This is a genomic window from Paraburkholderia fungorum, assembly GCF_046027605.1.
In the GTDB taxonomy this organism is placed as follows: Bacteria; Pseudomonadota; Gammaproteobacteria; order Burkholderiales; family Burkholderiaceae; genus Paraburkholderia; species Paraburkholderia fungorum_F.
Map to the genome: position 1 here is coordinate 127848 of NZ_JAQQEF010000009.1, position 26339 is coordinate 154186.

The window sequence follows — 26339 nt, forward strand, 5'->3', positions numbered from 1 at the left end:
TCACTCGCCCCGCGCTTTCCCGACGATCCGCGTTGGAAACGGCTCGCCGGGCGCTCGCGTGGCCTCGTGTGAATCCTCATCGCCGCGCGGATGCCGCTTCGACGCGATGCGCGCCAGCAAGGCCTGCTGCTCCGCGGGAATCTTGTAATCCCAGCCGAAGCGGCTCAACTGCAAACTTTGCGCGATCCGTAGCGCCGGTTCCATGAAGCGGACCGCCGCGACCGGCTCGTAGCGCGACTCCACCGTATCCAGAAACAGATAGAGCCAGCGGCTGAAGTGCTGCGGCTCGACGCCCTCGAGCGGCTGATGCGCCTGCTGTACATTGCCGCGGTACTGCTTCGCGCCGAGCACGAGGCTGCCCCAGAACGTGCACATCTTGGGCAAGTGGTCGTCCCAACGGCCCGCCAGCGTTGCGTCGAACACGGGGCCCAGCAGCGGGTCGGCCCGCACGCGGTCGTAAAAGCCGTAGACGAGCTCGCGAATATTCGCCTCAGTAGGCTCGGCGGCGCGCTCGACAACCGGTGCGGCAGGGAAAGACGGATTCATGCAGGTTCCAGATACGCGGTCATTCATCATGAAGCGCGCCCACAGCACGAGCGACAGTCAGAAACAACCTCAAACTATGTCCAAATGAAAGGAAGTAGGCCACGAATACCCTGCTTTTCGTAAGAATGGCCTGTGGGCAAAACGTTACCATTGCTGCCGAAAGACAAACAGCGACTGTCAGCGCAAAATAAGAAAACATGCGCAACGCCTGCATCTTAGGGTGAAGCGACGGCCCCCGGCAACCCTTGCATCGACGCGGTTATCCCCCGGATCGCGGCTTGCGCTCATCGTGACACCTGCACTCATGAGACTGACCGACTATACGGATTACGCACTCCGAGTTCTGTTGTACCTCGCCGTCCGTGGCGAGGGCTTATCGACCATCCAGGACATTTCGGACGCGTACGGCATCTCCAAAAATCACTTGATGAAGGTGGTTCAGCAACTCGGCGAACTCGGCTGGGTCGAGACCGTACGCGGACGCAACGGCGGCCTGCGGCTAGCCGAACAAACCAACGCATTGACCGTGGGTGAGATCGTGCGGGCCACGGAAAGCGACTTTGCGCTGGTCGGCTGCTTCCCGGATCAGCACGGTGAGCGCCGAGCCTGTGTCATTACACCGCACTGCCGTCTGCGCGGCGCGCTCGAGGCGGCGCGTAACGCGTTCCTCGCCGAACTTGACCGCCACACGATCGGCGAGGTTGCGGGGCCACATGGCCCACTGGCTGCGCTGCTCGGTTTAGGTACCGTCATCCGGATCGTGCCTGCCGACGAGGGCGCGGCGCCCCTTGCCTAAAAGCAGCCAGCAAGTTTTCGCGCGTTAAATGTTAAATAGTTGTTGTCAGTTGCAAAAAAGCGCTTGAAACCTGCGCAAAACGCCTCATTTTGGTGGTAATCGAAAATTGGAGGTCTCTTGATGAGAATCGACAAACTCACCACCAAATTCCAGGAAGCACTGGCCGACGCGCAGAGTCTGGCTGTCGGTCATGACAATCAATACATCGAACCGGTTCATGTCCTGTCGGCGCTCGTCGCCCAGCAGGACGGCGCGGCGCGTTCGCTGCTGTCGCGCGCGGGCGTGCACGTGCAGGCGTTGCAAACAGCCCTGAACGATGCCATGACGCGCCTGCCGCAAGTGCAGGGCACTGACGGCAACGTGCAGATCGGCCGCGAGCTGACCGGCTTGTTGAACCAGGCCGACAAGGAAGCGCAGAAACTCAACGACACGTTCATCGCGAGCGAGATGTTCCTGCTCGCGGTCGCCGACGATAAAGGCGAGGCCGGCCGTCTCGCGCGCCAGCACGGGCTGTCGCGTAAGTCGCTGGAAAGCGCGATCGTGGCGGTGCGAGGCGGTTCGCAAGTACATAGCCAGGACGCCGAAAGCCAGCGCGAAGCGCTGAAGAAATACACCGTCGATCTGACCGAGCGCGCGCGGGCGGGCAAGCTCGACCCCGTGATCGGCCGTGACGACGAGATCCGCCGTTCCATTCAGATCCTGCAGCGCCGCACCAAGAACAATCCGGTGCTGATCGGCGAGCCGGGCGTGGGTAAGACCGCGATCGTCGAAGGCCTCGCGCAGCGTATCGTCAACGGCGAAGTGCCGGAAACGCTCAAGGGCAAACGCGTGTTGTCGCTGGATATGGCGGCGTTGCTGGCGGGCGCCAAGTATCGCGGCGAATTCGAAGAACGCCTGAAGGCCGTCCTGAGCGACATCGCGAAAGACGAAGGCCAGACCATCGTCTTCATCGATGAAATTCATACCATGGTCGGCACCGGCAAGGCGGAAGGCGCGATGGACGCGGGCAATATGCTCAAGCCCGCGCTCTCGCGCGGCGAATTGCATTGCGTCGGCGCCACCACGCTCGACGAATATCGCAAGTACATCGAGAAGGACGCCGCGCTCGAGCGCCGCTTCCAGAAGGTGCTGGTCGACGAACCGTCGGTGGAAGCCACCATCGCGATCCTGCGCGGTTTGCAGGAGAAGTACGAACTGCACCACGGCGTCGATATCACCGACCCGGCGATCGTCGCCGCGGCCGAACTGTCGCATCGCTACATCACGGATCGCTTCCTGCCGGACAAGGCGATCGATCTGATCGACGAAGCCGCTTCGAAGATCAAGATGGAAATCGACTCGAAGCCGGAAGAGATGGATCGCCTCGACCGTCGTTTGATCCAGTTGAAGATCGAGCGCGAAGCCGTCAAGAAGGAAAAAGATGAAGCATCGCAAAAGCGTCTGCAACTGATCGAAGAGGAAATCGAGCGGCTGAATCGTGAATATTCGGACCTCGAAGAAATCTGGACCGCGGAAAAAGCGGCGGTGCAGGGCAGCGCGCAGTTGAAGGAAGAGATCGAGAAAACGCGTGCGGAAATCACGCGCCTGCAGCGTGAAGGCAAGCTCGAGAAGGTCGCCGAGTTGCAGTACGGCAAGCTGCCGGGTCTAGAGGCGCAGTTGAAGGAAGTGACCCAGGCCGAGGCGAAAGAGCAGAACAACCCGACCCGGCCGCGGTTGTTGCGCACGCAGGTGGGCGCGGAGGAGATCGCGGAAGTCGTGTCGCGCTCCACCGGTATTCCGGTGTCGCGCATGATGCAGGGCGAGCGCGAAAAGCTGCTGCAGATCGAAGAGAAACTGCACGACCGCGTGGTCGGTCAGAACGAAGCGATCAGCGCGGTGGCCGATGCGATCCGCCGTTCGCGCGCGGGTCTGTCCGATCCGAACCGCCCCTATGGCTCGTTCCTGTTCCTCGGGCCGACCGGTGTGGGCAAGACCGAGCTGTGCAAGGCGCTGGCTTCGTTCCTGTTCGACTCGGAAGATCATCTGATCCGCATCGACATGAGCGAATTCATGGAGAAGCATAGCGTCGCGCGTTTGATCGGCGCGCCGCCGGGCTATGTCGGTTATGAAGAAGGCGGCTACCTGACCGAAGCCGTGCGCCGCAAGCCGTACAGCGTGATCCTGCTCGACGAAATCGAGAAGGCGCATCCGGACGTGTTCAATGTGCTGCTGCAAGTGCTCGACGACGGCCGCATGACCGACGGCCAGGGCCGTACCGTGGACTTCAAGAACACGGTGATCGTGATGACGTCGAACCTCGGTTCGCAGGTCATCCAGGCGATGGTCGGCGAGCCGCAGGAAGCGGTGAAGGACGCAGTCTGGGAAGAGGTGAAGCTGCACTTCCGGCCCGAGTTCCTGAACCGGATCGACGACGTCGTGGTGTTCCATGCGCTCGACCGTTCGAACATCCAGTCGATCGCGCGGATTCAATTGCAGCGTCTGCATGAGCGGCTTGCCAAACTCGACATGCAACTGCTGGTGTCGGACGAGGCGCTCGAGCACGTCGGCAAGGTCGGCTACGATCCTCTGTTCGGTGCGCGGCCGTTGAAGCGGGCCATCCAGCAGGAGATCGAGAACCCGGTCGCCAAGCTGATTCTGGCCGGCAAGTTCGGTCCGAAAGATGTGATTCCGGTCGAAGTGGAAGACGGCAAGCTGGTGTTCGACCGCGTTGTGCATTAAGTGCGACACGTTCGGCGCAGCCAGGAGCGGCGGTTTTCACGCCGTTTCCGCCGATGTTAAAAAGCGGCAACGAAGGTGACTTCGTTGCCGCTTTTTTTTGCCTGCTTTGGCCAGTTATAAGGCGGTGCCGGGTGACGCGCCTGATGACTTATGCGTTGCCCTTGCCGAACAGCGCCGACAGGCCGCCGAGCGCGCCCAGCACGGTCGTCGAATTCAGTTTGCCCTCGGCGGGGACTTCGCCTTCGGGCGTCGCCGCGTTGACGACGTGCGGCAAAAGCTGCGACAGCAGACCCGTGACCTGGTCCGGTTGCACGCCGGCTTTGGCAGCGAGGTTGGTGACGGTCTCCGAGCCGAGCACGCTGTGCAGCGCATCGGCTGCGATGGGCTGGTTCTCGCCGTTGCTGACCCACGACGTCACGACGTCGCCGAGACCCTTTTCCTTGAAGCGGTCAATCAGGCCGTTCAAACCGCCCGGCTGGCTGTTGACGAACTCCAGCGCGGCTGAAATGAGGGCTGCTTGCTGGCCGCCGCCTTCAGGCGATTTGCCAACCAGGGAACCGATAGTGTCGAGTAGGCTCATGACGGTCTCTCTTGAATGCCGACCTGTGTTCGACGAGTCGGCGGGGTGAAAACGCCGCGCGGTTGCGCGGCGCCGGGGGTAGGAAGGCGGACGGGAGCGGGGCGCAGCTTAGATGCTCGTCACGCGTGCATGACACGTGACCGGCACTGCTGTGACGCTGCCGGCGCGCTACCTGATTTACGCGCCGCCAGAGGCCGCCGCAGCCGATGCGGCCTTGCTCTTCTTCGTTTTCTTCGATGCCTTGGCGCCGGATGCGTCAGCCGGCGCGCTGGCGGCGGCCGCTGTGGCCGGTGCCGAAGCCGCCGCGTCGGCCTTGCTCTTCTTCTTCGACTTCGACGCCTTGGTGCCGGATGCTTCAGCCGGCGCCGCTGGTGCTGGTGTAGCGGCGGTAGTCGCTGCAGGCGTGGCCGCCGGCGCCGCCTTGGTGCTGGCGGTGCTGCCGGACTTCGTGGCCGCTTTGGCGCCCGTAGGCGGCGTGGACGAGCCGTTGATCGTCAGGCCGGCCGCTTCGAGATTGGTCACGGATTTGGTGCCAATGCCTTTGACGCGGGTGGCGAGATCATCGGCATTCTTGAACGGGCCGTTTTTGGTGCGTTCGTCGATGATCGCTTTTGCATGAACCGGGCCGATACCCTTGACCGATTCGAGTGCCGCCTGATCGGCGGAATTTACTTCGACGGCCGCCGCGAATCCGGCCGACAGCGACAAAGCCACAGCAACGCAAAGCATTAAAAGCTTCTTCAGCATGGCAAGCACTCCATTGAGGGCAAAAAAAGTTAGCCGCTAAGGGACGACAGGGACGACTCGGACGATTTGGGACGACGCATCCTGTCAGCATTCGCTGCGCTTAAGCATAGAACAAATTGCGCGCCCTTATTTGCGAACGCGGACGATTTATACCGATCGATTCATGACAAGTAAATCAGGGCTGACAATATTTGAAGCTTTTGCCTGGCGATTAAGCGGTTATGAGTTTATCGATCAACGCGACTCACCATAAATAATGATAACGCCGATAAATGACAGCATCGCCCGCTTGACTTAGAGTGCACTCGAAGTCCTAACCTGAGTTCCGTTATGTCGAAAATGTCAAAAGCACTCACCATCGGCGAGGTCGCCGGGACGATCGGCGTCTCGACCCATACGCTGCGTTATTACGAACAGGCTGGCCTGATTCGGGCGGTCGGGCGTACGCAGGCGGGGCATCGTCTGTATTCGCCGGCCGATCTCGACTGGCTGCAGTTCGTGATGCGTCTGAAGGCGACCGGCATGCCGATCGCCGGAATGCAGGCGTTCGCGGCGCTGCGGGCGCAAGGTCAACCGACGATGGGCGAGCGCCGCGACATGCTGGTGGCGCATCGGGATGCTGTTTTGTCGCGGATCGCCGAGTTGCAAAGCAATCTCGGCGCGATCATCGACAAGATCGCTTACTACGAAGCTGCTGGGCGGCAACCCGCTGGGCGGCAATCCGCTGGGCGGCAATCCGCCGAACTGCAACCTGCTGGCCCCGTGGCTGCTGCGCAACCGCCCGTTGCGCGCAAGCAGGCCACCAGCGCTCCGACACGACAGATCGACGAAACCCAATCGCTTTCGCATTCGGAAAAGGACTCACCATGGAACACGCACAGAACGATCGCTACACCCAAGGCTGGAACAAACTGAAGGAAATCGACGGCTCGACCGGCGAGCAGGTGATCGCCGCGCTCGCGCCGATCGCGCCGGATTTCGGACGCCTATTGATCGAATTTGGCTTCGGCGATATTTACAGCCGGCCGCAACTCGATCTGCGCGCGAGAGAGATCGCGACGATTGCATCGCTGGCGACGCTTGGTTGCGCGCAGCCGCAACTGAAGGTGCATATCGAGGCCGCGTTGAACGTCGGTTGCACGCGCGAGGAGATCGTCGAAGTGTTCATGCAGATGGCACTTTACGCGGGCTTTCCGGCGGCGCTGAACGCGCTGTTCGCGGCGCAGGAGATTTTCGAGCGGCGTGATCGGGCGTTGAAGGAAGCGCAGGCGTCGGAGGAGGCTCAGGCGGCTTGAAATACGGGAGAGGGAAGGCGGCTGTCGAGTGCGGCCGTTTTCTTTTCGACCATATACGCAACTAACGGTCTGCTATTGCTCGCCACTTCGTCAATACGTCAGGCGGTGCGCCTCAAAACCAGTTTTTCATGAACGAGCATGCTCCGGTGGGTTTGTGCGCCGCTTCGTTCATACAGCTCGCAGTTCAGCGCCATCAAACCGCCGAGTCCACCCCAACCACGGCCTCCGCGCGCAAATACCGCTTGCTCACGCCGCGCCAGTACAACAGCAAGCCAATGCCAGCAATCGCCAGGCTCGCCGTATTCGCTACCCAGAAGCCCCGCGCGCCGGTCAGCCATTCCGGCGTGGTACCCGACACATTGAAGCCGAGCAGATACCCGCCGCCGAGCCCCACGCCCCACAACGCAACCGCATAGATGACGGTCGGCACGACCGCTACCTTGTATGCGCGCAGTACGAACGCGGTCGTGATCTGCAGGGCATCGAACAGGTGATAGCACACGACGATCAGCACCAGCGGCATGGCCGCCGCGGCGACTTGCGCATTCGGCGTATAGCCTTCGATCACATACGGCCGCAGCACCAGCACGATCGCGCCATAACAGCAGGCGATCGCCACGGCCATCATGATGCCGTGCCTCGACAGCGTGCGCGCCGCTTCCGGGCGATGCGCGCCGAGCGCCTGGGCGACCAGCGTCGACGAAGCGATCCCGATCGACAGCGGCGTCATATAGAGCACCGCGCCGATGTTGCCGGCGATCTGGTGCCCGGCGAGCGTGGTCGTGCCGAAGCGCGCGATGAAGAGCGCCATGAACGTGTACGAGGTCACTTCGATCAGGTACGACAGACCCATCGGAATGCCCAGCCGCAACTGCGCCGCCTGCCGGCGCCAGACCGGCCAGCAGAAGTGCGCGAAGATCGCAAACGGCTTGAACACGTGAACGCGCGTCAACAGCAGCATTCCTACCACGGCCAGCGCCCAGTTGATCGTGGTGCTGGCGAGCGCGCAACCCGGGCCGCCGAGCGCCGGCACGCCGAAGCCGCCGAAGATGAACCACGTGTTGAGCGGCACTTTGAGCAGCAGCGCGCCGATCTGCAGGATCATCACGAGCCGCGGTTTGCCGACCGCATTGGTGATCGAACTGTAGACGCGAAAGGTGAGGCCGGCCGGCAAGCCGAACGCCAGAATCTGCAGGTAGGCGACCGTGCGCTCATGCAGCGCTTCAGGCACGCGCGCCAACCGCAACACAGGCCCCGGAAAGTAGAGAATCAGAAAGCCGATCACGGTCAGCGCGAGCGCGAGCCATAACGCCTGGCGCACTTCTTCGCCGATCTCGATGTAGCGGCGCGCGCCGTAGAGTTGCGCGGTGATGGGTTGCAGCGCGGTCAGGATGCCGGTCAGACCGATGTACACGGAAATATAGATCGACGAGCCGAGGCCGAGCGCGGCGAGATCGACGGCCGAATAGCGGCCGACCATCGCCGTGTCGATCACGCCGAACGCGATGATCGCCAGTTGGCCGATCAGCACGGGCCATGCGAGCCCGGCGATTTTCCGTACGTCGGCGAACATGATCAGTCCGACTTCTTGTGCCAGCTGCGGCGTTTGACGACCGGCGGCTTCGGACGGTCGATCCGCACGTACAGGCGGAAGCGTTCGTCGCGGTCGGCCACGCGGCGGCCTTCCCACACCAGCTTCCAGATGAAGTCCGACATCGCGCTCGGGTCGCCGTAGTCCTGGGTGTCCTGGCGCAGGATCACATCGCAATCCTGGTTGAACGAAAAATGCATGTCGCCGAAATAGGCGAAAGTCGCGATCTGCGCGTTGCCCAGGCGAACCGGCGAGATGCAGGTGTAGTCTTCTGGCAGATGGCTGGCGATCTGTTCGGCGACGTCTTTATAGGTCCGGCTGTAGTTGACGACCGGCAGCCATAGCGTCATCAGCAGCACCCACATCAGCGTCGTGCCGGCGCTCGAGAGCACCACGCTGCGCCACAGGACTTTCGGATGGCGGGCGAGGCGCCACCGCACCAGCACGAACCAGCAGATCGTCACGGCGACCGCGCACACGAACGACAGGACCTTGAATTGCGGCGCAAATCCCGGGGCGAGACGCGCGAGATTGCGGGCGAGCGGATACGGGAAACCGGTCAGTCCAGCGATATACACGAGCCAGACGAAGCTGCCGAGGATCGTGAAGCTCAGCAGCGCGAACCAGTCGATCGCATTGATTGCGCCGCGTTTGAGCGTGGGCAGCGCGAAGGTGGCCAGCACCGCGAGCGCCGGCAGCAGCAGCATGTAAAGCCGGTTCGACTGATGGCTTTGCAACACCACCAACACCAGCAGCGGCCCGATTACCGAGAGCGGGATCGCCACGTGCGGCGCGCGCCGCAGACCGGACCAACTGAACCAGGCCCAGAGCGCCAGCGGCCAGGCCGGCCACGTGAAGAGCGGGAGATTCTTGAGCGCGTAGGCGGCCACTGAACCGGGCGGCCCGGCGAACGACGACAGGCTGACGTGCACCCATTGGTTCAGGTACCAGACGGCGTCATCGGGAAAGGCAGCGAGCGCGGCGATTGGCCACGCGACCGACAGCACGAGCGCCACCGGCAAACCGGCCAGCAGCAGCCAGCGCGAACGCGCCTCCCGCACGATCAGCGCCATCGCCAGGGTGCCGAGTAACAGCGCGCCGACCAGCACCGGGCTGCTGGCGAGAGCGACGAGGCCCAACGCGAGGCCCCAGATCAGCGCGCCTTGAATCGGCTTGTCGATCATCCGCACGAGCCCATAGACGAGCATGGCGATGCCGAAGAACTGCGCCAGCTGCGGCGTGGTTTCGTGGCCGCGTTCGGCAAGGCCGAAGCAGGCGAGCAGGATCAGCAGGGCGCCGTCGGCGAGGGTGCGGCCGTAGTCGCGCGGCTCCGGCTCGCCGCCGAACGCGTATTTGAACGGCTGCACTTCGGCGCGCCGTCCGAGCAGGTAGGCCGCATACCAGACGAACGCACAGGCCGCGCAAAACAGCAGGCCAGTAAACACGCGTGACGCGTTGCTCGCATCGACCCATGGTGCCAGCGCGCGGATCGCACTGGCACCGAGCCAATAGCCGAGCGGACCGTCTTCCGTCATGTACTTGCCGACCAGATTCGGCAGCAGCCAGTCGTGCGCGTTGCCGTTGGCCATCGTCCACATGACGCCGAAGCCGGCTGCGTCCTCGTTCTTCCACGGATCCCGGCCGAACAGGCCAAAAAATGCGTAGACGATACAGATGGTTAGCAGCAGCCAGCGCGGCAACGCACTGGTCGCGGAGGCAGTGAGGCGAACGACAGGTCTCATGCGGTGTGTGGATATCGGATAAGCGGTGCAGCCGGGACCGGACGGAAGGTCCGGCGGGAATGGCCAATTTGGAGCATCCGGCATTGTAGTCGTGCCGTGCGATGCGCGTCACGGCCGGTAACGGCTCGCAACGTGATTGAGACGCCTGTAACACGGCGCCGCAACGGACGGCAGTGTGCGCGGAAGCGTCCGGCGTGAGGAACGACGAAGCGGCGGCAAAAAGGTCGAGACAAAGGTTGAGACAAACGGCGGCGACAAAAAAGGGCAGCTCGCGCTGCCCTTTTTTGCTGCTTCGTTGCTGGCCGAGGCCGGCGACGAGGCGGGTATTACTTCGCTGCTGCCTTGCCGGTAGCGCGCGTGCCGAACTTCTTGTTGAACTTCTCGACGCGGCCTGCCGTGTCCATGATCTTTTGTTGGCCAGTGTAGAACGGATGCGATTCCGACGACACTTCGATCTTGGCGAGCGGGTAGGTCTTGCCGTTGAATTCGGCGGTTTCACGCGTCAGGATGGTCGAGCGCGTCACAAACTTGAAGTCGATCGACATGTCGACGAACAGGACTTCGCGGTAATCCGGGTGAATGCCTTCTTTCATGGTCTTTCCTTTAATCTGGCGGTAGCCAACCCGCGTGCAGCCGCGAAAAATGCGGACAGCATCTAGGCGCGAGCCACTTGCCTATGGTCGAAAAACGGCGATTATGCCAGAAAATCAGTCGCTTGACGACCTTTCTGCGGGCTTTTTGGCAGTGGCTGGCGTTGTTTCTGCGCTGCTTCGACAGTTCGGTTTTACGTTGGGGTGCCGGCGGTGGCCCCCGCCGAGTTGTCCCGCTGTGTGGCGGCAGTCATGCACCAGCGAACGTCAACCCCACCCGCGCCGGGTCCTGGCGGTAATACCGCGCGAGCAACCGGTATAGCTCGGGATATTCCGCCTCGAAGGCCCGCGGCTGGACGAACAATGCTTCGCTGCAAACGGCAAAAAATTCCGACGGATGGTCCGCCGCGTACGGGTCGATCAGCGAATCGCGTTCGAAACGGGCCCAGCGCCTCTCCGGCACCGCATCCACTTTGGCGCAGAAGTGGTCGTAAGCATGGTCGAAGACGTCGGCCCATGACTGTGAATCGAGCGGTGCATGCCAGCGGCGCATGAGCGGCGGATGGCCGTCCGCCTCGCCGTTCAGCATGTCGATCTTGTGCGCGAATTCATGAATGACGACGTTATAGGCGTCCGTGCCGCCGGCCATCTGCGCGTCTTCCCATGACAAGACCACCGGGCCGCCTTCCCACGCTTCGCCGCTTGCGTCGTGTTCGACCTCATGCACCACGCCGTCTTCGTCCTCGACCGTCTTGCGGATCACGAATTCGCCCGGATAGACGATCACGCCGACCCAACCGCGATACAGGTCGAGGCTCAGGTTCAGCACCGGCAAGCACGCTTGCGCGGCGATCGCCACGGTCATCGCGTCGGTCAGCTCGAGCTCGTGCGCAGTTGAAAATTCCTTTTGCGCGATGAAGAGGCTGGTCAGCTCGCGCAGACGCACGAGATCCGGCGCCTCGAGGTAGGCGAGGAACGGCAGGCCGTCGAGCGTGGCTTGCCAAAGGGCGTCGTCGATTGCGTAGTCGCGCAGCGCGCGGTCGCGGCGGCGCGTGCCGAACCATTGAGTGAGTTTCGAGAGCATGGCCTGATGAAACCCTTAGTCGATCTGTTTTTGCCACGCGGCGAAGAGGCAGCCGCATACGGCAATGCCGAGCAGGAAGGTGAAGCCATCCAGCGAGGCCAGGAAGCTCGCCTGCTGCGCAACGGTGCGGCTGATTTCCACGATCGCAAGCGAATGCGCCTCGGAAGCCGAGCGGCCGGCGGCGCTGAAACCGCTGGTCAACGCCGCGAGCGAATTCTGGAACAACGGATTGTACGGATTTACGAACTCCGCGAGGCGCGCTTGATGCAGCGCCTGCCGATGTTGCTCGACGATGATCACCGAAGCCGTCGCGAACGAGATCGTCAGTTGCCGGACGATGTTTTTCAGCCGGTAGCCATGTGTGAACTCCTCGATGGCGAAGATTCTAAACGTTAGATTGGCGACCGGCAGCACGATGAACAGCAATAGCAGGCCGCGCAGCAGCATCGGCACGATCAGCGCGGCTTCGCCCACGCCCGGCGACATGCGCGTCATCCACGCCGCGGCGAACGCGGCCACCGCGAAGCCTGGCACGATGATCCACTTCTTGCGCGGCAGAAGCTTTGCATAACGCAGATAGACGAACAGCGCGCTCGCCGAAATCAATGACGTTATACCGACCAGTTGCCCGGTATTCTCGACCGGGTAGCCGAGGCCGCTCTCGAGAAAGCGCGACGTCAGATAGCTGAATACCGTCGAGATGAAGTAGTAGAAGATGTACAGCACGAGCCCGACCTGAAAGACCTTTTCGCGCAGTGCATGCAGGCGCACCAGCGGCGCCGGATGATGCCATTGCTGGTACGCGAACCAGCCGAGCGCGACGATGCCGGTGATCGTCAGCAGAACCAGCCCTGGCGAGGCGCTGAACAGCTGAAACCGCACTTGCTGCATCACAATTTGCAGCGCGCCTTGCGCGAATGCGAAGATCAGATAAGGCCAGAAGTGCGCAGTGCCACGTTCTTCCGGCAAGCGGTCGCCGGTGTCGGGCAGCGCAAGCAGCGCAAGGATTGCAAACAGCACACCGGCGGGCGCGGTGCAGGCGAACAGCGCACGCCAGTCGAAATGCGCAACCAGTTGGCCGCCGATCAGCGGCGCAAGCGCACTGCTCAGAACGATCAGCACCAGAAAAGCACGGGTTGCCGCGGGCCGTTGCTGCGGCGTGAAGCTCATCTGGATCAGGATGCGGCAGGTGCCCATCATCGGGCCGATGAAGTAGCCCTGGAAGCCGCGCGCGAATGCGAGTTCGATCGATGACTCGCACAAGGTGGCGGCGATCGCCGCTGCTGAATAGAGCAGCATGCAGCCGGCCACGTAGCGCCGGTAACCGAAGCGCTCGACCCACCATTGCTGCTGCAGGATGCCGAGTACGGCCGCGACCGCATAGGCGCTCGACGCCCACACCAGTTCGTCGGGCGACGCGTTGATGCCGCCTGCGATGTAGCTGGTGAAAAACGAAAAAATCGCGTTGTCGAAATAGTCGAGGCCCGTGACGACGGCCAGCACCCACGGGAAAAAATCGCCGCGCAGTTTCTCGACGCTGAACAACGGTGCGCGGGATGTCGCGGTGCTCATGCGGAGGGATCCGGAGCGGAGTCGGGCACGGCTTCATCCTGTGGCTTTTTGCGTCTTCCCTGCGACGTGCCGGTCGCGTTGGCGTGCGCCGCGCGGCGCTGCTCGAGCAACGCGTCCGCGTTTTCTCCGGCGAGACGTCGTTCGAGATAGTCGAGGTCGGGGCTAAGCTCAGCGCGCAGCTTTTGCGCTTCCTTGAGTTCGCGGCGCATCGAATCGATGCGGGCATCGAGTGCTTCGACCTGTTCCGAGAGGGCGTCGCGAATCTGCTGCAGCGATTCGGTGGAGTAGCGATGACCGCCTTCGACCGGTTCGAGCGGACGCTTGAGCATTTCGGTGATGCCTTGCAGCGAGAAGCCGAGCGAACGCAGGCGCAGAATGCGGCCGAAGCGCTTCAGATTTTCCTCGTCGTAAAGGCGGTAGCGGCCTTCGCTGCGGGTAGGCGAGACAAGGCCGCGCTCCTCGTAGTACTTCAGCGTGCGCGGCGTGACGCCGAGGCGTTCGGCGGCGTCGCGAACGGTGAGTAGGGCGGGTGAGTCCTTTGGCATAAGCGTGTGATGGACATTGCGGACTGACTGCAGTGTACTCTAACGTGTACGTTCACGTACATGTTATCGGGATAACCGCCTCACTCGGGCAAAATTCGGCAGGATCTGACAGACGAAAAAAAACCGCTCGTTTCTGGCGAGCGGCTTTTTTATGCGGGGAAGATGATGCGGTAGGTACGGCTATTTCGGCACGAGGCCTTAGCTGCCGCCGCCACGACGCATCATGTCGAAGAACTCGGAGTTGCTCTTCGTCTGGCGAATCTTGTCGAGCAGGAATTCCATCGACTCGACTTCGTCCATGTCGTGAATGAACTTGCGCAGCACCCAGATCTTTTGCAGGACTTCGGGTTTGATCAGCAGTTCTTCACGGCGCGTGCCGGACTTGTTCAGGTTGATCGACGGATAGACGCGCTTTTCAGCCAGGCGACGCTCCAGGTGCACTTCCATGTTGCCGGTGCCCTTGAACTCTTCGTAGATCACGTCGTCCATGCGGCTGCCGGTTTCGATCAGCGCCGTGCCGATGATGGTGAGCGAGCCGCCTTCCTCGATATTGCGCGCAGCCCCGAAGAAGCGCTTCGGACGTTGCAGCGCGTTCGCGTCGACACCACCCGTCAGCACCTTGCCCGAGGCCGGCACGACGGTGTTGTACGCACGCGCGAGACGGGTGATCGAGTCGAGCAGAATCACCACGTCGTTCTTCATTTCGACGAGGCGCTTGGCTTTTTCGATCACCATTTCGGCGACTTGCACGTGACGCGCAGCCGGTTCGTCGAACGTGGAGGCGATCACTTCGCCGGCCACGGAACGCTGCATTTCGGTCACTTCTTCCGGGCGTTCGTCGATCAGCAGCACGAACAGCACGACATCCGGGTGGTTTTGCTTAATCGCGTGCGCGATGTGTTGCAGCATCACGGTCTTGCCGGACTTCGGCGACGCCACCAGCAGGCCGCGCTGGCCCTTACCGATCGGCGCGATCATGTCGATGATGCGGCCCGTGACGTTTTCCTCGCCACGCATTTCACGTTCGAGCAGCAGCACCTTGTTCGGGTGCAGCGGCGTCAGGTTTTCGAACATGATCTTGTGCTTCGAGGCTTCCGGCGGCTGGCCGTTGACCTTGTCCACCTTCACCAGCGCGAAATAGCGCTCACCGTCTTTCGGCGTACGCACTTCGCCTTCGATCGTGTCGCCCGTGTGCAGGTTGAAGCGGCGGATTTGCGACGGACTGATGTAAATATCATCCGTGCTGGCGAGATACGAGGTTTCCGGCGACCGCAGGAAGCCAAAGCCATCCGGCAGCACTTCGAGCGTGCCGTCGCCGAAGATCGTGTCGCCCGTTTTGGCTCGTTTTTTTAGAATGGCAAACATCAATTCCTGCTTGCGCAGGCGGTTTGCACTTTCGATCTCGAGGCCATTGGCCATCTCGATCAATTCGGACACGTGCAGAGTCTTAAGCTCGGATAAATGCATACGGAGAACCCGCAGGAGAAGGTGCGACGAAATGAAATCTGGGAGGAGAGTGAGCGGAACCGCTCAAGGACTTACACGTCTTTTCGACGTTTTGCGGATTCTAGCATAGCACACGCCAATTTCCGCCAGTGCGACGGCATGGCATCTTTCTTATTGAGCGTGTTGCCGGCTGACAACACGCTCAAGACGGCACGCCTGAAGGTCTCGAGGTCCCAGCGCGCGCCGATGCGACCACTTTACAGATTGCCGTCGAGGAATGCGGTGAGTTGCGACTTCGACAATGCGCCGACCTTCTGCGCGGCGACAGCGCCGTTCTTGAAGAGGATCAGCGTGGGGATGCCACGCACCCCAAACTTGACCGGCGTCGATTGGTGTTCGTCGACATTGATCTTGGCGATTTGCAGGCGATCAGCGTAATCCTTGGCGACTTCGTCGAGGATCGGCGCGATCATCTTGCACGGACCGCACCATTCAGCCCAGAAATCGAGCAGCACGGGTTTATCGGATTTCACGACGTCCTGTTCGAACGATGCGTCGCTAATATGCTTGATTGATTCGCTCATTGTATGAATACCTCTATCGGTTCGAGGCCCGCCTGAATTGCTCGCCACGATACGTGAAAATCTAGGGAAACTTCCGTTCGCTTTGCCACAATCGGAGCCTTGTCTGCGCACGCTTGAACGAGCCGAAAGGCCCATTCCGGAATGCGCGGAAAGCACGCGTTTGCGGGTCATCCGTACGGCAGTTTAGCTTAATTCGCTATGCGTTGCCGGTGGTGATAGTACTCATCACCGGCAGCGGGGCCAACGGCTGCCGGTGAAGCGCCACCTCTTTTTGATAGGTCGCGACGCAGCTTATCTGGTGGCTGGCAGCGCAAACACAAGAGCGCCGAACACCTGGAGTCTGAGTACCGACTATATGATGTGAAGCTCCTGATTCGGCGCGTCGATGTCATTTTGGTCGTATAAGAGTCGCGCGGCGGGCCAAGCGGTGATAGAATGTTTCGTGACGGGCCTCCTCGCATGGAGGGATGGTCAACCTGGTCAGGTCGGGAACGAAGCAGCCACAGCCGTTTTCCACCAGTGCCGAGGGTCGGGCTCGTCACCTTCCTTTTTTGTTTTCCTCTGCCGTATCTCCCCATCTTCTGTTTACCCCCAGGCGCTGTCGCACAGACGCTGTGGTGGGCCTCGCTGCGGCATTTTTCGCGCGCTTCATCTATTTTTTTCTATTGGTCCGTTAGCCTGTTTCAATGAAGCGGCAACTCGCGTTCGCGCGCCGTCTCGAATCGGTTTTGCGCGCCATTGTTACTGATACAATTTCCGGATGACCTATCAAGTTCTCGCACGCAAATGGCGGCCGAAGGGTTTCGCTTCGCTCGTCGGACAGGAGCACGTGGTGCGCGCGCTCACGCACGCGCTCGACGGTGGCCGTCTGCATCACGCCTATTTGTTTACCGGCACCCGCGGCGTCGGCAAAACCACGCTGTCGCGCATCTTCGCCAAGGCGCTGAATTGTGAAACCGGCGTGACCTCCACGCCGTGCGGCGTGTGCCGGGCGTGCCGGGAGATCGACGAAGGCCGCTTTGTCGATTATGTCGAGATGGACGCGGCGAGTAATCGCGGTGTCGACGAAATGGCGGCGCTGCTGGAGCGCGCGGTGTACGCGCCGGTTGATGCGCGCTTCAAGGTCTACATGATCGACGAAGTGCACATGCTGACCAACCACGCTTTCAACGCAATGTTGAAGACGCTGGAAGAGCCGCCTTCGCACGTCAAATTCATTCTTGCTACCACCGATCCGCAGAAGATTCCGGTCACGGTGCTGTCGCGCTGTCTGCAGTTCAATCTGAAGCAGATGCCGGCCGGACATATCGTGTCGCATCTCGAGCACATTCTCGGCGAAGAGCAGGTGCCGTTCGACGCCCAGGCGTTGCGCCTGCTCGCGCGCGCGGCCGACGGATCGATGCGCGACGCGCTCTCGCTGACCGATCAGGCAATCGCCTATTCGGCCAATCAGGTGAATGAGGAAGCGGTGCGCGGCATGCTCGGCGCGCTCGATCAAAGCTATCTGATCCGCCTGCTCGACGCGCTGGCCGACGGTGACGGCGCCGCCGTGCTGGCGGTCGCGGACGAGATGGCATTGCGCAGCCTGTCGTTTTCAACGGCGTTGCAGGACCTGGCAAGCTTGCTGCACCGGATCGCGTGGGCGCAGTTCGCGCCGTCGTCGGTGCTGGACGAGTGGCCGGAAGCGGGTGATCTGCGTCGGTTTGCCGACGCGTTGAGCGCCGAGCAGGTGCAATTGTTCTATCAGATTGCGACCATCGGCCGAAGCGAACTGGGTCTTGCGCCGGACGAGTACGCCGGTTTCACGATGACGCTGTTGCGCATGCTGGCGTTCGAGCCGGCGCCCACGGGCGGCGGCGGTGGCGCGGCTGCGGCGCGTCCGGCAGGACCCGCTGGCGCCAGGCGCGCCGGCTCGCCGGCGGTAGCGGCGCAGCAGGCCGGAACTGCGCAGCGGGCGGGAGCAGTGGAGCAGCCGGTAGCGGCACAGAGGACGGGAGCAGTGGGGCCGGCGGCAGTTGTGCAGCCGTCGGCAGCGGCGTCGCATACGGATGAAGCAATCGCCGTCGTGCCGATGCGCTCCGCAAATCCACTGGCAGAAGCGAAGGCGGCGACTCCGGATTCGCAACAGCTGGCGTCTGCGGGCTCTGCTGAAAATGTCGACACGCCGAAGCCAACTATGGGTGAAGCGGCAACCGTTTCCAAGTCTGCATCGGACTCTGACGAAACGAACGCTGTGCCTGCGCCCGCGGCGGTCGAGGTCGCTGCCGCACCGGCTTTAGCGCCGTGGCAGGAAGAAGCGTCCGGGCAACCGGTTCTCAGCGATCCGGTGCCTTCACCGAAGAACGCGAGCGCGCCCCAAGCGGCCCCGATGCCCGAAGCGGTGTCCTCGGCACCAGAGGTCGAAGCGATCGCAGCAACAAAAGTAGCTGCTGTGCCGGCCTCGGCGCCGGTGACCGAAGCGGTCGAAGCGATCGCAGCAACAAAAATGGCTGCTGCACCGGCCTTGGCACCCACGGCCGAATCGATCGCGGCAACGAAAGCAGCGGCTGCACCGGCCTTGGCACCGTGGGACGACGCGCCCACCGAGCGAACGCTGAACGGGTCACCCGCTGCGATTCCGTCTCAGGAAGCGGCGCCCGCGTCTTCGCTCACGGCTCCGGCCGCAGCCGCGCTCGCACGTGCAGAAGAGGCCGCCCCGGCAACGGCATCGCAAGCGCCGCCGCTCGCAGCCGACATCCCGCCGCGTCGCGCGGGCGGTGCGAGCGACGCGCTAAATGTGTTGCGCAGCGCCGGCCTGAAAGTGTCGTCGGATCGTGGCCGCACCACGGCGGCAGCCTCTGCCAAGCCCGCCGCAGTCCCTGCCACGCCCAGGCCGGCCGCGCCCCGCGTGGTCGTCAATGTGCCGACGCCGGGCGCCCCGCGTCGCGCGCCGCAACAAGACGCGGCAGCGCGTGCGCCGTCGCCGCAGGGCCAGCGCGACGGTGCGGAGCAAAACGGCAACGGCTCATCGAGCGCGCCGTGGGACGACATGCCGCCCGATGAATACATGCCGCTCACGGCCGCGGACGAAGGGTACTACGGCCTGCCAGACGACAACTACATGCCGGTATTCGACAGCGGACCCGACGACGTCCGCGTGAACGCCGCGTCCGCACCGCTCCCCGCGCCAGTGGTCGACAAGCGCCCGCTGCCGCCCGCCGTCCCGCTCGATTCTTTGGGCTTCAAGGGCGACTGGCCGGCGCTCGCCGTCGATCTGCCGCTCAAGGGTATTTCGTATCAACTCGCGTTCAACAGCGAGCTGATGGCGCTCGAAGGCAGCACGCTCAAACTGAATGTGCCGGTGCCGCAGTACGCGGAAACCTCGCAGGTCGCTAAACTGAAAGCCGCGCTCGCTGAAAAGCTCGGCCAGACTATCGAGGTGCTGGTCGAAGTCGGCCCGGCGCGCCGCACTGCAGCCGCGCACGACGCCGCCATGCGCGCCCAGCGTCAGCAGGAAGCGGAGCGCGAAATCGGCGCCGATCCGTTCGTGCAGTCGCTGATCCGCGAGTTCGGCGCGAGCATCGTGCCAGGTTCGATCCGCCCGATTACGCAGGACGCAGGCCCAAGCGGCGCGCCGTCCGTCCACTGATTCGCCGCGCCTTGCGGCGCACCCGATTTCCGGATTTCACGCTATCAAGAAGGAGCATGTCCATGATGAAAGGTCAACTCGCCGGGCTGATGAAGCAGGCCCAGCAGATGCAGGAAAACATGAAGAAGATGCAGGAGCAGCTTGCATTGATCGAAGTCGAGGGTCAGTCGGGCGCCGGTCTCGTCAAGGTGACGATGACCTGCAAGAACGACGTGCGCCGCGTATCGATCGATCCGAGCCTGCTCGCCGACGACAAGGACATGCTGGAAGACCTGGTCGCCGCTGCGTTCAACGACGCCGTGCGCAAGGCCGAAGCCACCGCCCAGGAAAAAATGGGCGGGATGACCTCGGGTCTGCCGCTGCCGCCGGGTTTCAAGCTGCCGTTCTAAGCGACTTCGCTGTAGGAAGGGACTCACGCCGCTGATTGGCGGCGTGAGTTGAATACGCGAGCCGCGCCAGTTTCAATGTTTAGTTCGTAGTTCGTAGTTCGTAGTTCGTAGTTCGTAGTTCGTAGTTCGTAGTTCGTAGTTCGTTCAAGATTGCATCCGTGCAGTTCAGTTCGTTCGTCGGGCGTGCCTGCCCGGATTCGTTGCCGAGCTGATAGAAGCAACCGCAACAAGCAACCGCAGCGCCACCCGCATTCTGGGCCATACCGGGCAACCCCCACTTCGACACAGCCGATTCGCATGAAACAACCTTCCGCCTTGTCGGCGCTCGTCGAAGCGCTGCGCGTGCTGCCCGGGGTCGGGCCTAAATCCGCGCAACGCATGGCTTATCACCTGATGCAGCACGATCGTGACGGCGCCGAAAAACTCGGCCGCTCGTTGCTGTTCGCGACTGAACATCTGCAGCATTGCGAGAAGTGCAACACTTTTACCGAAGCGCGGATCTGCGAGGTCTGCCTCGATGAGGAGCGCGATCCGGCGTTGTTGTGCGTCGTCGAGACGCCCGCCGACCAGATCATGCTCGAACAGACAATGACCTATCGCGGCCTTTATTTCGTGCTGATGGGGCGGCTCAGTCCACTCGACGGCATCGGCCCGAAGGAGATCCATTTCGACCGGCTGGTCAAGCGCGCGTCGGATGGCATCGTCAAGGAAGTGGTGCTCGCAACCAATTTCACCAACGAAGGCGAGGCCACCGCGCATTACCTCGGGCAGACGCTCAAGGCGCGCGGTCTTGCCGTGACGCGTCTAGCGCGCGGCGTGCCGGTGGGCGGCGAACTCGAGTACGTCGACGCCGGCACGATCGCGCGTGCGATGCTCGACCGGCGCTCGATGTAGTGTGACGTGGGACGATGCGGCATAAGCGCGTCGCGCCAGGCCTGAGCAAGGCACGCGAGGCCTCGCTACAACGCCTCGCACCTCACGCTCCGCGCGTCGCCAGGAACGGCAACACAGAGACAGAAACACAGAGGAGACACATGAGCGTCACCCCAGACCCAGGCGTCACCGACACACCTAAAGGCCCGCTTGCCGGCGTCAAGGTGCTCGAACTCGGCACGCTGATCGCCGGCCCGTTCGCCGCGCGTTTTCTCGGCGAGTTCGGCGCCGATGTCATCAAGATCGAAGATCCGAAGGGTGGCGATCCGCTGCGCAAATGGCGCAAGCTTTATCCGGAAGCCGGCGGCACGTCGCTATGGTGGGCCGTTCAGGCGCGCAACAAGAAGTCCGTCACGATCAATCTGAAAGCCGAAGAGGGCAAGGAGATCGTGCGGCGTCTGGCGAAAGAGGCGGATATCGTCGTGGAAAATTTCCGGCCCGGTTTGCTGGAGAAGCTCGGCCTCGGTTATGACGTCCTGTCGGCGGAGAACCCCGGGCTCGTGATGGTGCGTCTGTCCGGCTACGGCCAGACCGGGCCGTATCGCGACCGGCCTGGATTCGGCGCGATCGCCGAGTCGATGGGCGGTCTGCGCCATATCACCGGTTATCCGGACTTGCCGCCGCCGCGCATCGGCATTTCGATCGGCGATTCGATTGCCGCGCTGCACGGCGTGATCGGCGCGCTGATGGCGCTGCATCACAAGCAGGTGAACGGTGGCAAGGGACAGGTCGTCGACGTCGCGTTGTACGAGGCGGTCTTCAACATGATGGAGAGCGTGGTGCCGGAATACGGCGTGTACGGCATGGTGCGCGAGCGCACCGGCGCGTCGCTGCCGGGCATCGTGCCGTCGAACACGTATCCTTGCCGCGATGGCAGCATCGTCATCGGCGGCAATAGCGATCCGATCTTCAAGCGCCTGATGATCGCGATCGAACGCGAAGACCTGGCGAACGACCCAGCTCTCGCGCACAACGACGGCCGCGTGCCGCGTACCCAGGAAATCGACGGCGCGATCGCCGCTTGGCTCGCCACGCGCACCATCGACGAAGCGCTCGCCGTGCTGAACGCCGCCGACGTGCCGGTCGGCCGCATTTACAGCGTCGCGGACATGTTCACCGACCCGCAATTCATGGCGCGCCAGATGATCCAGCGCTTCAAATGGCAGGACGGTAAAGAAATCACGCTCCCGTCGGTGACGCCCAAACTCTCGGAAACCCCCGGCGAAACGCGCTGGTTAGGCCCCGAACTGGGTGAACATACCGATGAAGTCCTGCAATCGCTAGGTTATGATTCAGACCACATTGCAAGGTTGCACGCGCAACAGATTGTGTGAGTGAGCGTGCGTCTGGTCTGCTGCCGCGTGAGCAACGGCTGTTCGGCTGTTGCACAGCAGGCCATGCGCGCGCCGCAGGCGCTAAAGCGAACCCGGATGCATCCACGCCGCCCACGCGCGTCGCGGCAAAAAAGACAACAAAAGTTTGGAGACAACAGACCATGCAACGCAGAACCTTCCTCGCCGGTACCGCGGCGCTCGCGGGCGCCACGTTCACAGCCACGCCGCTCGCTTTCGCACAGGGCAAACCTGAAACCACCAAGGTCGCGATCGCCGTCGGCGGCAAGAACCTGTTCTATTACTTGCCGCTCACGATTGCCGAGCGCCGCAATTACTTCAAGGACGAAGGACTCGAGGTCGAAATCTCGGATTTTGCCGGCGGCTCGCAAGCACTGAAGGCGGCCGTGGGTGGCAGTGCGGATGTGGTGTCCGGCGCATTCGAGCACACCTTGCTGTTGCAGGCGCAGAAGCAGGCGTTCCGTGAATTCGTGCTGCAAGGGCGCGCCCCGCAGATCGTGCTCGCGGTGTCGAAGAAGGCGATGCCGAACTACAAGTCGATCGCCGATCTGAAGGGCAAGAAAATCGGCGTCACCGCGCCAGGTTCGTCGACCTCGATCATGGCGAGTTTCGTGCTGGCGAAGGCCGGGTTGACCGCGAAAGACGTCGCATTCATCGGCGTGGGCGCAGGGGCGGGCGCGATCGCGGCGCTCCAGTCGGGCCAGATCGACGCAATCGCCAATCTCGACCCGGTGATGACCAAGCTTGAACGCACCGGCGACATTCGCATCGTGTCGGACACGCGCACGCTTGCTGATACGCGCAGCGTGTTCGGCGGCGACATGCCGGCGGGTTGCCTATATGCGTCGCAGAGTTTCATCACGAAGAATCCGAACACCACCCAGGCACTGACCAATGCGATGGTGCGCGCGCTCAAGTGGTTGCAAACGGCGACCGGCAGCGAACTGATCAGCACGGTGCCGGAAGGCTATCTGCTCGGCGACCGCGCGGTGTATCTGGACGCGTGGCAGCACGTGAAGGAGGCGATGTCGCCGGACGGCCTGATGCCTGCCGATGGCCCGGCCACCTCACTGAAGACCTTGCAGGCGTTCGATCCGAACGTGCAGGGCAAGCCGATCGATTTGTCGAAGGCATGGACCAACGACTTCGTGAAGAAAGCACTGACGACGGTCAAGGCCTGAGCACCGTGAGTGTGGGGTCGAGGGCGGCACGTGCCGCGTTCAACTCGACTACCGCCGTCATGACGATATGACAAACCGAAACCGATCTTCGAAGCGAGTCGAACCATGACCGTTGCCGCTCTGGCGCTCGACAACATCACTTGCACCTTCGCTGCGCGGGACAACCGCGCGCAGCGCTATACGGCGGTCAAAGATACGACCTTGCGCATCACGCCGGGAGAATTCGTTTCGGTGGTCGGCCCGACCGGTTGTGGCAAGTCCACCTTGCTGAACGTCGGCGCGGGTTTGCTGGAGCCGTCTTCCGGAACGGTCAACGTGTTCGGCGAGCCGCTCAAGGGAATCAACCGTCGTGCCGGCTACATGTTTCAGGCCGACGCGCTGATGCCGTGGCGCTCGGCCATTGACAACGTGATGGCCGGCCTGGCATTTCATGGCGTGGCGCCGGCCGAAGCGCGCAGCAAGGCCGACGAGTGGTTGAAGCGGGTCGGTCTCGGCGGCTTCGGCGACCGCTATCCGCATCAACTGTCGGGCGGCATGCGTAAGCGCGTTGCGATGGCGCAGACGCTGATCCTCGACCCCGACATCATCCTGATGGACGAGCCGTTTTCCGCCCTCGATATCCAGACGCGTCAGCTGATGGAAAACGAGCTGCTCGAGCTGTGGGCGGCGAAACGCAAGGCGGTGTTGTTCATCACGCACGATCTCGACGAAGCGATCTCGATGTCCGACCGCGTGGTGGTGTTGTCAGCGGGGCCGGGCACGCATCCGATCGGCGAATTCAAGATCGATTTGCCGCGTCCGCGCGACGTCGCCGAGATTCGCGCGCATCCGCGTTTCGTCGAGTTGCATGCGCAGATCTGGAGCGTGCTGCGCGATGAGGTGCTCAAGGGTTACCAGCAGCAACTCACGGCGGTTTAAACGCGGCCTCGCAGTGGGAGCCGTAAATGCGGCTCATGGTCGGGTCGCGGCGTAGCCGGGTGACGCATTGGCGTCTCGTTGCTGCGTTCGCTAGTTGTGTTCAGTCGATGCGTTCAGTAGTCAATGGTGTGTTCGCGAGTTGCATCGATCAATCGTCCAAGGCAAATCGAGTCATGTGGAAGACGTTGCGCCCGAACCGGGCGAACCTGGTGATCTGGCAGTGGCTGCTGCTCGTGCTGTGCTTCGTGCTCTGGTACGTGTTGACCAGTCCGACACTGCTGCCGCCATTCTATTTCGACGACCCGAACAAGGCCGCGTTCTTCTTCGGCGAGCCGCAGAAGGTGCTGCAACGCATCTGGGAGTGGTTCACGGGCGGCGAGATCTATCTGCACCTGTGGATCACGCTGGTCGAAACGGTGCTCGCGTTCGTGCTCGGCACCGCGTTCGGGCTCGGTGTCGGCCTGTGGCTTGCGCTGTCGCCGCTCGCGAGTGCGCTGTTCGATCCGTATATCAAGGCCGCCAACTCGATGCCGCGCGTGATTCTCGCGCCGATCTTCGGCGTGTGGTTCGGCCTCGGCATCTGGTCGAAGGTGGCGCTAGGCGTCACGCTGGTGTTCTTTATCGTGTTCTTCAACGTCTACCAGGGCGTGAAGGAAGTGAGCCCGGTCGTGCTCGCCAACGCGCGCATGCTCGGCGCGAACCGCAAGCAGTTGCTGCGGTTTGTCTATCTGCCAAGCGCGATGAGCTGGGTGTTTTCGAGCCTGCATACCTCGGTGGGCCTCGCGTTCGTCGGCTCGGTAGTGGGGGAGTATCTTGGATCGGCGCGCGGCGTCGGCTACCTGATTCTGCAAGCCGAAGGCACCTTCGATATCAATACCGTGTTCGCCGGGATTCTGGTGCTGACCGCCTTCGCGTTGATTCTCGATGGCATTGTTGGGATCGGCGAGCGGCGGCTGATGAAGTGGCAGCCGAAGTCGGGCGACACGGAAAAGCTGTAGTCGTGCAGCGGGTGACGCGAGCGCCCGCGTCACCCACTGCGCCTAAGGCGTGATCACCACCTTCCCAATCACGCGTCGCTGCGCCATATCGTGCAACGCGCGGCCGGTGTCTTCGAGCGAATAGCGTTCCGATACATAGGGCTTCAGCTTGCCCTCGCCGATCCAGCCGGTCATCTGCTCGAACGCGGCGTGATTATGCCGCGGCTCACGTTTCGCGAAATCGCCCCAGAACACGCCGACCAGACTCGCGCCTTTGAGCAGCATGAGGTTGAGCGGCAACTTCGGGATCTCGCCGTTTGCAAAGCCGACCACCAGATAACGTCCGCGCCAGCCGATGCTGCGAAACGCCGGTTCCGCATATACACCGCCGACCGGGTCGTAGATCACGTCCGGACCCTTGCCATCGGTCAGCGCCTTGATGCGCTCGCGCAGATCCTCGGTGCTGTAGTTGATGGTGGCGTCCGCGCCGTGCTTCACGCAGGTGGCGAGCTTCTCGTCGCTCGACGCCGCCGCGATCACGCGCGCGCCGAGCGCCTTGCCGATCTCGACCGCGGCAAGTCCGACGCCGCCTGCCGCTCCCAACACCAGCATCGTTTCCCCCGCCTTCAACTCGGCGCGATCAACCACCGCATGATGCGAAGTGCCATAGGCGAGCGTGAACGCGGCGGCCACTTCGAAGTCGACGCCGTCCGCCAGCGGCACGCACGCCGCGGCTGGCGCCAGCGCCTGCTCGGCAAAGCCGCCCGTGCCGGTATACGCAACCACGCGCGAACCCGGTTTGAACTGGGTCACACCGGCGCCGACCGCGCGAACGACGCCCGCGACTTCCGAACCCGGCGTAAAGGGCAGCGGCGGTTTGAACTGGTATTTGTTCTCGATGATCAGCACATCGGGAAAATTGACGGCCGCGGCTTTGACGTCGATCACGACGTGCCCGGGCGGCGGCTCGAGATCCGGCAGATTTTCGACGACCAGGCTTTCCGGCGGCCCGTATTGATTACAGCGAATCGCGCGCATCGTGTCTCCATATCGATCAGGGTCCCCCAAGGGACGTCCTTCGGGGCATCGCAACCATTTTGAGTGTAAAACAATCCGCACGACCGT

Annotated in this window: 23 protein-coding genes and 1 other RNA gene; 12 read left to right on the top strand and 12 right to left on the bottom strand. The window is 62.5% G+C overall.

The genetic code is table 11. From position 1 onward, the window contains the following. On the bottom strand, positions 1 to 546 hold the full coding sequence (locus PQR53_RS17060) for a group III truncated hemoglobin (protein ID WP_408455945.1): 546 nt from the start codon (positions 544 to 546) through the stop codon (positions 1 to 3). A gap of 304 nt (positions 547 to 850) precedes the next feature. Between PQR53_RS17060 and PQR53_RS17065 the strand changes: the two genes are divergently transcribed. Both PQR53_RS17065 and clpB read left to right on the top strand, forming a co-directional pair. Beyond that, positions 851 to 1342 carry an Rrf2 family transcriptional regulator gene (locus PQR53_RS17065; protein WP_408455947.1) on the top strand — a complete coding sequence of 164 codons (492 nt, stop codon included), beginning with the start codon at positions 851 to 853 and terminating at the stop codon, positions 1340 to 1342. Between the two features lie 120 nt (positions 1343 to 1462). Continuing rightward, the gene (gene clpB, locus PQR53_RS17070; RefSeq protein WP_408455950.1) at positions 1463 to 4060 is read left to right on the top strand and encodes an ATP-dependent chaperone ClpB; all 2598 of its coding nucleotides are present in this window, start codon (positions 1463 to 1465) and stop codon (positions 4058 to 4060) included. Positions 4061 to 4208: 148 nt separating this feature from the next. Here the strand turns inward: clpB and PQR53_RS17075 are convergent, their stop codons facing one another. Then, complete coding sequence (locus PQR53_RS17075; RefSeq protein WP_408455953.1) at positions 4209 to 4640, bottom strand: YidB family protein; 432 nt, start codon at positions 4638 to 4640, stop codon at positions 4209 to 4211. 177 nt (positions 4641 to 4817) lie between these two features. Continuing rightward, positions 4818 to 5387 carry a ComEA family DNA-binding protein gene (locus PQR53_RS17080; protein WP_408455956.1) on the bottom strand — a complete coding sequence of 190 codons (570 nt, stop codon included), beginning with the start codon at positions 5385 to 5387 and terminating at the stop codon, positions 4818 to 4820. Positions 5388 to 5717: 330 nt separating this feature from the next. On the opposite strand from PQR53_RS17080, the gene PQR53_RS17085 reads away from it, so the two are divergent. Continuing rightward, on the top strand, positions 5718 to 6302 hold the full coding sequence (locus PQR53_RS17085; RefSeq protein ID WP_408455959.1) for a MerR family transcriptional regulator: 585 nt from the start codon (positions 5718 to 5720) through the stop codon (positions 6300 to 6302). Continuing rightward, complete coding sequence (locus PQR53_RS17090) at positions 6254 to 6682, top strand: carboxymuconolactone decarboxylase family protein (RefSeq protein ID WP_408455962.1); 429 nt, start codon at positions 6254 to 6256, stop codon at positions 6680 to 6682. Before PQR53_RS17085 ends, PQR53_RS17090 begins: the two co-directional genes overlap by 49 nt. A 193-nt stretch (positions 6683 to 6875) precedes the next feature. Here the strand turns inward: PQR53_RS17090 and PQR53_RS17095 are convergent, their stop codons facing one another. The 8 genes from PQR53_RS17095 to trxA all read right to left on the bottom strand — a co-directional run bounded on the left by PQR53_RS17095 (position 6876) and on the right by trxA (position 15836). Further along, positions 6876 to 8255, bottom strand: a complete 1380-nt coding sequence (locus tag PQR53_RS17095) for an MATE family efflux transporter (protein ID WP_408455965.1) — start codon at positions 8253 to 8255, stop codon at positions 6876 to 6878. Positions 8256 to 8257: 2 nt separating this feature from the next. Beyond that, on the bottom strand, positions 8258 to 10015 hold the full coding sequence (locus tag PQR53_RS17100; RefSeq protein ID WP_408455968.1) for an ArnT family glycosyltransferase: 1758 nt from the start codon (positions 10013 to 10015) through the stop codon (positions 8258 to 8260). A 326-nt stretch (positions 10016 to 10341) separates the two neighbouring features. Then, positions 10342 to 10608 (bottom strand): type B 50S ribosomal protein L31, encoded by a 267-nt coding sequence (locus tag PQR53_RS17105; protein ID WP_120291633.1) that lies wholly within the window; start codon positions 10606 to 10608, stop codon positions 10342 to 10344. A 247-nt stretch (positions 10609 to 10855) separates the two neighbouring features. Beyond that, positions 10856 to 11689: a M90 family metallopeptidase gene (locus PQR53_RS17110; protein ID WP_408455973.1), complete on the bottom strand. Its 834-nt coding sequence runs from the start codon at positions 11687 to 11689 to the stop codon at positions 10856 to 10858. Positions 11690 to 11704: 15 nt separating this feature from the next. Then, a complete protein-coding gene (locus PQR53_RS17115) occupies positions 11705 to 13261 on the bottom strand; it encodes an MFS transporter (RefSeq protein ID WP_408455976.1) in 1557 nt (518 codons plus the stop codon). Further along, complete coding sequence (locus tag PQR53_RS17120) at positions 13258 to 13806, bottom strand: MerR family transcriptional regulator (RefSeq protein ID WP_408455979.1); 549 nt, start codon at positions 13804 to 13806, stop codon at positions 13258 to 13260. The genes PQR53_RS17115 and PQR53_RS17120 overlap by 4 nt, the downstream gene beginning before the upstream one ends. A gap of 198 nt (positions 13807 to 14004) precedes the next feature. Then, complete coding sequence (gene rho, locus PQR53_RS17125) at positions 14005 to 15273, bottom strand: transcription termination factor Rho (RefSeq protein WP_006048863.1); 1269 nt, start codon at positions 15271 to 15273, stop codon at positions 14005 to 14007. Between the two features lie 236 nt (positions 15274 to 15509). Beyond that, on the bottom strand, positions 15510 to 15836 hold the full coding sequence (gene trxA, locus PQR53_RS17130) for a thioredoxin TrxA (protein WP_054039468.1): 327 nt from the start codon (positions 15834 to 15836) through the stop codon (positions 15510 to 15512). Positions 15837 to 16280: 444 nt separating this feature from the next. Here trxA and ffs point away from each other — a divergent pair. From ffs to PQR53_RS17170, 8 genes are all read left to right on the top strand, one after another. Then, positions 16281 to 16379, top strand: an RNA gene (gene ffs, locus PQR53_RS17135) — signal recognition particle sRNA small type. Between the two features lie 217 nt (positions 16380 to 16596). Further along, positions 16597 to 19464 carry a DNA polymerase III subunit gamma/tau gene (gene dnaX, locus PQR53_RS17140; protein WP_408455982.1) on the top strand — a complete coding sequence of 956 codons (2868 nt, stop codon included), beginning with the start codon at positions 16597 to 16599 and terminating at the stop codon, positions 19462 to 19464. A 62-nt stretch (positions 19465 to 19526) separates the two neighbouring features. After that, a complete protein-coding gene (locus PQR53_RS17145) occupies positions 19527 to 19853 on the top strand; it encodes a YbaB/EbfC family nucleoid-associated protein (RefSeq protein WP_007182071.1) in 327 nt (108 codons plus the stop codon). A 297-nt stretch (positions 19854 to 20150) separates the two neighbouring features. Beyond that, complete coding sequence (recR, locus tag PQR53_RS17150; protein ID WP_408336298.1) at positions 20151 to 20747, top strand: recombination mediator RecR; 597 nt, start codon at positions 20151 to 20153, stop codon at positions 20745 to 20747. Between the two features lie 140 nt (positions 20748 to 20887). Further along, entirely contained in the window at positions 20888 to 22120 is a 1233-nt protein-coding gene (locus tag PQR53_RS17155) for a CaiB/BaiF CoA transferase family protein (protein ID WP_408455985.1), read from the top strand. A 161-nt stretch (positions 22121 to 22281) separates the two neighbouring features. Beyond that, complete coding sequence (locus tag PQR53_RS17160; protein ID WP_408455988.1) at positions 22282 to 23319, top strand: ABC transporter substrate-binding protein; 1038 nt, start codon at positions 22282 to 22284, stop codon at positions 23317 to 23319. Positions 23320 to 23424: 105 nt separating this feature from the next. Further along, on the top strand, positions 23425 to 24237 hold the full coding sequence (locus PQR53_RS17165; RefSeq protein ID WP_408455991.1) for an ABC transporter ATP-binding protein: 813 nt from the start codon (positions 23425 to 23427) through the stop codon (positions 24235 to 24237). Between the two features lie 173 nt (positions 24238 to 24410). Next, a complete protein-coding gene (locus tag PQR53_RS17170; protein WP_179731487.1) occupies positions 24411 to 25235 on the top strand; it encodes an ABC transporter permease in 825 nt (274 codons plus the stop codon). A 42-nt stretch (positions 25236 to 25277) separates the two neighbouring features. On the opposite strand, the gene PQR53_RS17175 is transcribed toward PQR53_RS17170, so the two are convergent. After that, positions 25278 to 26252 carry an NADPH:quinone oxidoreductase family protein gene (locus tag PQR53_RS17175; RefSeq protein ID WP_408455994.1) on the bottom strand — a complete coding sequence of 325 codons (975 nt, stop codon included), beginning with the start codon at positions 26250 to 26252 and terminating at the stop codon, positions 25278 to 25280. Positions 26253 to 26339: the final 87 nt, after the last annotated feature.